Source organism: Kitasatospora sp. NPDC001132, assembly GCF_053598415.1.
In genome coordinates, this window is sequence record NZ_JBSFKF010000095.1 from 1 (window position 1) to 1,170 (window position 1,170).

Annotated in this window: 2 protein-coding genes; one reads left to right on the forward strand and one right to left on the reverse strand. The window is 69.8% G+C overall.

Annotation, left to right across the window (positions count from 1 at the left end; all coding sequences use genetic code 11):
• Nucleotides 1-290: 290 nt before the first annotated feature.
• Nucleotides 291-728 carry a hypothetical protein gene (locus ACWDBE_RS39090; RefSeq protein WP_449793658.1) on the forward strand — a complete coding sequence of 146 codons (438 nt, stop codon included), beginning with the start codon at nt 291-293 and terminating at the stop codon, nt 726-728.
• Between the two features lie 160 nt (nt 729-888).
• Here the strand turns inward: ACWDBE_RS39090 and ACWDBE_RS39095 are convergent.
• Nucleotides 889-1,170: electron transfer flavoprotein subunit alpha/FixB family protein (locus ACWDBE_RS39095; protein WP_355270033.1), on the reverse strand; the 282-nt coding region annotated here is incomplete at its 5' end.

Genomic DNA, 1,170 nt, shown 5'->3' on the forward strand with positions numbered 1-1,170 from the left:
ACCTCCGCCGCGAACGGAGCGATCTTCGCCTCGGCCAGCGAACGCACCGCCTCACGGAGCATCTCGTGCTCCTCGGAGATCCGGAAGAGATCGAACTCCTGGCTCATGATCGCCACTCCTGTTTCACGACGGTACTCAGTACCCTTCATTATGCATGCGCGCGGCAAAAAGGGAACTCAGTGCCTTCCCTTGGCGGTACTGAGTTCCCTATCCTTTTCGTGCCGAACTTCCGGCGTACTTTCGCCGTACTTCCGCCGAACGAGCCCGTCCGAGCGCAGGGAGATGACAGCGTGGTCCACCCAGCCATCGATGCCGACACCCGGAGCACGACGCTGTACTTCCAGCGCTGCACGTGGTGCAACAACCCGACCTTCCAACGGCTGCTCTGCCCCACTTGCGGCTCCACCGACCTCAGGCTGGAGCCCAGCGAGGGCACGGGCGTGGTGCGGCGCTGCGCGGTCGAGCAGGCCCGGACGCCGCTGGTCCGTCAGAAGTCGCTGATCCGGATGGCGGAGGGCTTCGACGTCTGGTGCATCGTGGACGGGATGCGCAGCACCGTCCCGGTCGGCACCCGGGTGCGGCTGCTCTCCTCCCCCGACTCCGAACAGCCGGAGCTGCGGCTGCTGCCGATGGAGGAGCCGCCGTCGCCGCCGGACACCGAACCGCGCCCGCTGCCGCCGGCCCAGGGCGGCTTCACCCAGCACCTCGCGGCCTTCGTCGCGGAGTGAGCCGCGGGCTCGCCGCGGGGTGCGTCACGGGCTCGGTCGCGGACCGCGCCACCGACCGGTCGGGCCGGGCTGCGCGCCGGGAATCCGCCGGGAGACGACGGAGGGCGTGGCACCGAGTACCCCTCGGTGCCACGCCCTCCGTCGTCGTCGTTGTGCGGGATCAGGCCTTGCGGGCCTTCACCTCGGCGGTGAGCTGCGGCAGCACCTCGAAGAGGTCGCCGACCACGCCGTAGTCGGCCAGCTCGAAGATCGGGGCCTCGGGGTCCTTGTTGACGGCCACGATGGTCTTCGAGGTCTGCATGCCGGCCCGGTGCTGGATGGCGCCCGAGATGCCGTTGGCCACGTACAGCTGCGGGGAGACCTGCTTGCCGGTCTGGCCGACCTGGCTGCTGTGCGGGTACCAGCCGGCGTCCACGGCGGCGCGCGAGGCACCGACGGCAGC